6 protein-coding genes are annotated in these 5,157 nt (G+C 72.9%); 3 read left to right on the top strand and 3 right to left on the bottom strand.

Annotated elements, in window-relative coordinates; translation table 11 throughout:
* Positions 1-1,184 (bottom strand): alpha-amylase family glycosyl hydrolase (locus AB0F81_RS50220; RefSeq protein WP_360211395.1); only part of this gene is annotated, 1,184 nt, incomplete at its 3' end.
* A gap of 112 nt (positions 1,185-1,296) precedes the next feature.
* Between AB0F81_RS50220 and AB0F81_RS50215 the strand changes: the two genes are divergently transcribed.
* Together AB0F81_RS50215 and AB0F81_RS50210 are read left to right on the top strand one after the other, a co-directional pair.
* Positions 1,297-2,724 carry an NAD-dependent succinate-semialdehyde dehydrogenase gene (locus AB0F81_RS50215; RefSeq protein ID WP_360211393.1) on the top strand — a complete coding sequence of 476 codons (1,428 nt, stop codon included), beginning with the start codon at positions 1,297-1,299 and terminating at the stop codon, positions 2,722-2,724.
* 66 nt (positions 2,725-2,790) lie between these two features.
* Complete coding sequence (locus AB0F81_RS50210) at positions 2,791-3,198, top strand: nitroreductase/quinone reductase family protein (RefSeq protein ID WP_360211391.1); 408 nt, start codon at positions 2,791-2,793, stop codon at positions 3,196-3,198.
* Here the strand turns inward: AB0F81_RS50210 and AB0F81_RS50205 are convergent.
* Positions 3,176-3,622 carry an NUDIX domain-containing protein gene (locus AB0F81_RS50205; RefSeq protein ID WP_360211389.1) on the bottom strand — a complete coding sequence of 149 codons (447 nt, stop codon included), beginning with the start codon at positions 3,620-3,622 and terminating at the stop codon, positions 3,176-3,178. The genes AB0F81_RS50210 and AB0F81_RS50205 overlap by 23 nt on opposite strands.
* 23 nt (positions 3,623-3,645) lie before the next feature.
* On the opposite strand from AB0F81_RS50205, the gene AB0F81_RS50200 reads away from it, so the two are divergent.
* A complete protein-coding gene (locus tag AB0F81_RS50200; protein WP_360211387.1) occupies positions 3,646-4,269 on the top strand; it encodes an L-threonylcarbamoyladenylate synthase in 624 nt (207 codons plus the stop codon).
* On the opposite strand, the gene AB0F81_RS50195 is transcribed toward AB0F81_RS50200, so the two are convergent.
* Positions 4,266-5,157, bottom strand: an 892-nt coding sequence (locus tag AB0F81_RS50195) for a tetratricopeptide repeat protein (protein WP_360211385.1), incomplete at its 5' end; no start/stop codon positions are given. The two genes, AB0F81_RS50200 and AB0F81_RS50195, sit on opposite strands and share 4 nt — an antisense overlap.

Raw genomic sequence — 5,157 nt, 5'->3', positions numbered from 1 at the left:
GGCGGGGAGAAGCCGCCCGGCCACGGCAGCGGCACCCGGCAGCCGTCGCGGGAGAAGCCGGAACGCGGCCAGGCCGGATCCTGGCGGGCCGCGGGCGGCACGTCGACCTCGGGCAGGCTGTACTCCTGGCCCTGGTAGAGGTAGGCGGCGCCGGGCAGGGCGAGCACGGTCAGCAGGGCGGCCCGGGCCCGGGCCACGCTGCCGTAACGGGTCGCGGTGCGGGCCACGTCGTGGTTCTCCACCACCCAGGTGACCGGGGGATGCCGCAGCAGCCGCTCACCGGTCTCGCGCCACAGCCCGGCCCTCCACGGGGCGATCACGAAGTCGAAGGCGAACGCCTGGTGCAGCCGGTCCGGCGCCACGTACCGGGCGGCCCGCTCCGGTTCCAGGTTCACCTCACCGATCAGGGCGCGCGGCGGGTCGTACGCGTCGGCGATCGCCCGCCACCGCCGGTAGACGTCCGGGGTCTCCGGCTGGTCGCAGGCGAGCGGGTTGCCGCGCAGCCGGCCGGGCGCCGGATGCACACCGGGCGGCAGCGACGGCAGGCCGGGCGCCTTGAACAGCCCGTGCGCCACGTCGACCCGCAGCCCGTCGACGCCCCGGTCGAACCAGAACCGCAGCACGTCGTCGAAGAACGGGGCGGTCCGCGGGTCCCGCCAGTTCCAGTCCGGCTGCTCCGGGGCGTACAGGTGCAGGTAGAACGTGCCGTCCGGGGCCCGGCTCCAGGCCGGGCCACCGAACACGCTGGGCCAGTTGTTCGGCTCGGACTCGCCCGGTCCGGCGGCGAAATGGAACCGGGACCGCGCGTCCGGGTCGCCGGCCAGCGCCCGCTGGAAGATCGGGTGCTCGGCCGAGCAGTGGTTCGGCACCACGTCGATGATCACGCGCAGGTGCAGCTCGTGCGCCCGCCGCAGCATCGCGTCGAACGCGGCCAGGTCACCGAAGAGCGGGTCGACGTCGGTGTAGTCGCTCACGTCGTACCCGTGATCGGCCTGCGGGGAACGCTGGAACGGCGTCAACCAGATCGCGTCGGCGCCCAGGCCGGCGATGTGTTCGAGGCGGGCCGTCAGGCCCGCGAGGTCGCCCACCCCGTCGCCGGAGGCGTCCGCGAACGAGCGCGGATAGACCTGGTAGACGACACCGTCCCGCCACCACCGGGCGGCGTGCCCGCCGTCGCTGTCCATGGGCGCCGGATACCCGCCGTCACCGCGGCGAACCTCGAGGTGCCCGGGATGCGTGGCGGCCGGCCGCGATCAGGACAATGCTGGAGGCGACGTCCGAGCGTGAGGAGCTGTTGTGGAAACCGAGCTGTTCATCGGTGGCAAGTGGGTGCCGGCCTCGGCGGGCGGCCGCTTCGACGTGCTCGACCCGGCGACCGGCGACACCGTCGCCTCGGTCGCCGACGGCGGTGAGGCGGACGCGATCGCCGCGGTGGACGCGGCGGCAGCGGCGGGACCGGCCTGGGCGGCGACACCCCCGCGGGTACGGTCGGAGGTCCTGCGCAAGGCGTTCGAGCTGATGACCGAGCGGGCCGGTGACCTGGCCACACTGATCAGCCTGGAGAACGGCAAGGCTCTCGTGGACGCGAAGGGCGAGGTGACGTACGCCGCCGAGTTCTTCCGCTGGTTCGCCGAGGAGGCCGTCCGCGGCGAGGGTGTGGTGGCGACCGCGCCGTCCGGCGCGAACCGGATCCTGGTGGTGCGCCAGCCGGTCGGCGTCTGCGTGCTGGTCACACCGTGGAACTTCCCGGCCGCCATGGCGACCCGAAAGATCGGCCCGGCGCTCGCCGCCGGCTGCACGGTGATCCTCAAACCGGCCAGCGACACCCCGCTGACCGCGCTCGCGATGGCCGCGATCCTGGCCGAGGCCGGCGTGCCGGAGGGCGTGGTCAACGTGCTCCCGTCGCGCAGCTCCGGCAAGGTGGTCTCGGCGATGCTGCGCGACCCGCGGGTGCGCAAGCTGTCCTTCACCGGCTCCACCGAGGTGGGCCGGATCCTGCTCGCCCAGGCCGCGGAGAACGTGGTGAACACGTCGATGGAGCTGGGCGGCAACGCGCCGTTCCTGGTCTTCGCCGACGCCGACCTGGACGCCGCCATCGAGGGCGCGATGATCGCGAAGATGCGCAACGGCGGTGAGGCGTGCACCGCGGCGAACCGGTTCTACGTCGAGTCGCCGGTGGCCGAGGAGTTCGCCCGGCGGCTGGCGCAGCGCATGTCCGGTCTGGTGGTCGGTCCCGGCACGGACGAGAAGACCCAGGTGGGGCCGCTGGTCAACGAGGACACCGTGGCCAAGGTGGACGGCCTGGTCCGGTCCGCGCTGGACAGCGGCGCACAGGCGGTCACCGGCGGCAGCCGCCCGGAGGGGCCCGGCTTCTACTACCCGCCCACGGTGCTCACCGGGGTGGCCGCGGACTCGGCGATCCTGCGCGAGGAGATCTTCGGCCCGGTCGCGCCGATCGTGACGTTCACCAGCGAGGACGAGGCGGTGCGGCTCGCCAACGACACCGAGTACGGCCTGGTGGCGTACGTCTACACCACCGACCTGGCCCGCGGCCTGCGGGTGAGCGAGGCGATCGAGGCCGGGATGGTGGGCCTCAACCGCGGCCTGGTGAGCGACCCGGCGGCGCCGTTCGGCGGGGTCAAGCAGAGCGGCATCGGCCGCGAGGGCGGCCACGACGGTCTCCTGGAATACCTGGAGTCGAAGTACATCGCCGTGAACTGGTGACGGGCGCACGGCCCGTGCCGGCGGCGGGTGGATGCAAGAGTATCGATCCAGGAGCACAGTGAGTCCATGGGACTACTGCAGAACCTCATGATCAAAGTGCACCGGCGCACCGGCGACCGCTTCCAGGGCATGGACCTGCTCTATCTCACGACGGTCGGCGCTCAGAGCGGCAAGGAACGCCAGGCCCCCGTCGCCCGGTTCGACGACGGCGCGGGCGCCTGGCTCGTCGTCGCGTCGAACAACGGCAGCAGCCGCCACCCCGGCTGGTATCACAACATCCGCGCCCACCCCGACCAGGTCTGGGCCGAGGTGTCGGGGCGCAGAACGCGGGTCCAGGCGGAGCAGCTGGAGGGGCCACGCCGGGACGCCGCCTGGGAGCGGATCACGGCGGCCCAGTCACGCTTCGCCGGATATCAGCGCAAGACGCAGCGGACCCTGCCCGTGCTGAGGCTCACCCCGGCAGACTCCGGATGACCTCGGCGAGGTTCGGCGGCTCCAGGCGGTCGGGGAGTTCGGGCAGGTCGGCCGGGTGCACCCAGGCATGCCCCAGAAGTTCGCTCTGTTCGTACGCGAGCAGGCCGTCCCGGACCACCCGCGGCCGTGACGTGCCGTAACGGGCCGTGAAGAACTGTTCGGCGCCGATGAAGTGCCGGCCCTTCCACCAGGTGTCGCGCCGCACGTCGAGGAAGGCCGGGCCGATCGCGGCGGGGTCCAGGCCGGTCTCCTCGGCCAGCTCGCGCCGGGCGGTCTCCAGCGGCGTCTCCCCCGGTTCGATGCCGCCGCCGGGCGGTTCCCAGAGCCGGGAGCCGTTCGACGGGTCCTCCCAGTGCATCAGCAGGATCCGGCCGTCGGCGTCCACGCAGATCACCCGAACGGCCGGCCGGTAAACGGGGTCCATGATCAGAGCCTAAGCTGTCAGGAGTGGCCAAGTACTTCGACGTGCACCCGGACAATCCGCAACCGCGCAGCATCCATCAGATCGTGGATCTGATCCGCTCCGACGGGCTGATCGCCTATCCGACGGACTCGTGTTTCGCGCTCGGCTGCCGGATGGGCAACAAGGACGGGCTCGACCGGATCCGTGCGATCCGGCACCTCGACGACCGCCACCACTTCACCCTGATGTGCCACGACTTCGCGCAGCTGGGCCAGTTCGTGCAGATCAACAACGCGCTGTTCCGGGCGGTGAAGGCGTCCACCCCGGGGCCGTACACGTTCATCCTGCCGGCCACCAAGGAGGTGCCGCGCCGGCTGCTGCACCCGAAGAAGAAGACCGTCGGGGTGCGCATCACCGCGCACGTCACCGCGCAGGCGATCCTGGCCGAGCTGGGTGAGCCGCTGGTCTCCAGCACGCTGCTGCTGCCCGGCGAGGCGGAGCCGATGACCCAGGGCTGGGAGATCAAGGAAGCCCTCGATCACGCGGTGGACGCGGTGGTCGACTCCGGCGAGTGCGGCACCGAGCCGACCACGGTGATCGACCTGTCCGAGGGCACGCCGGAGGTGCTGCGGGTGGGCGCCGGCGATCCGGACCGCTTCGGCGGTTAGTCCAGCTTGCCGCGCAGGGTCGCGGCGCCCGGGTGGTCCAGCTTCTCCAGCAGCGCGAGCGCCTGCCGCCACTGCCCGGCGGCGGCCTCGGGGTCGCCGGCCGCGGCGTACGCGTCGCCGAGGTGATCGCGGATCTCCGCCTCGTTGAGCAGGTCACCGGCGGCCCGGTAGAGGTCCAGGGCACGCCGGTACGCGTCCACCGCCCGCTCGTGGTGGCCGAGGTGGTGGAACGCCCAGCCGATGCTGTCCCAGGCGGCCGCCTCCCCGTAGCGGTCGCCGAGCTGGTGCTGCAACCGCAGAGCCTGCGCGCAGTGCCGCAGGGTGAGTTCGTAGCGGCCGTGGTGCCCGAGGTACCAGCCGAGCGCGTTGAGCGCCCGCGCCTCGCCGACCTGGTGCCCGGCCGCCCGGTACAGCTCCAGCGCGCGCGAGGTGTGCCGCAGGCACTCGTCGTAGCGGCCCTGCTGCTCACGCATCCAGCTGATGCTGAACAGCGTGTGCGCCTGCCCGACCGGGTCACCGGCCGCCTCGTAGAGCCGGTCCGCCTCCCGGTAGTGCGGCTCGGCCTCGTCGTACCGGCCCAGCTGGACGTAGCCGCGGGCCAGGACCCGCTGGGCGAGGGCTTCGGCGCGGACCTCGCCGCGCCGGTGGGCGGCGGCGACCGCGATCCGCTCGACGGCGATCCAGTCGTCCCAGTGCCCCTGCCGGTCCAGGAAGTCGATCAGCACCCAGGGCAGCTGCCAGCCGTAGTCGTCGAGTTCCGCGGCCTGCCGGATCAGGGCCATCAGGTTGTCGTGCTCGGCGGCGAACCAGCGCAGCGCGGCGGCCTCGCCGCCGAGCGCCTCGGGCGCGACGCCGGCCGGCGCCGGCGGCAGCCGCAGCGGTTCCCGC

It is taken from the genome of Actinoplanes sp. NPDC024001 (assembly GCF_040638955.1).
Classification (GTDB): Bacteria; Actinomycetota; Actinomycetes; order Mycobacteriales; family Micromonosporaceae; genus Actinoplanes.
This window is presented reverse-complemented; position numbering and strand designations above follow the sequence as displayed.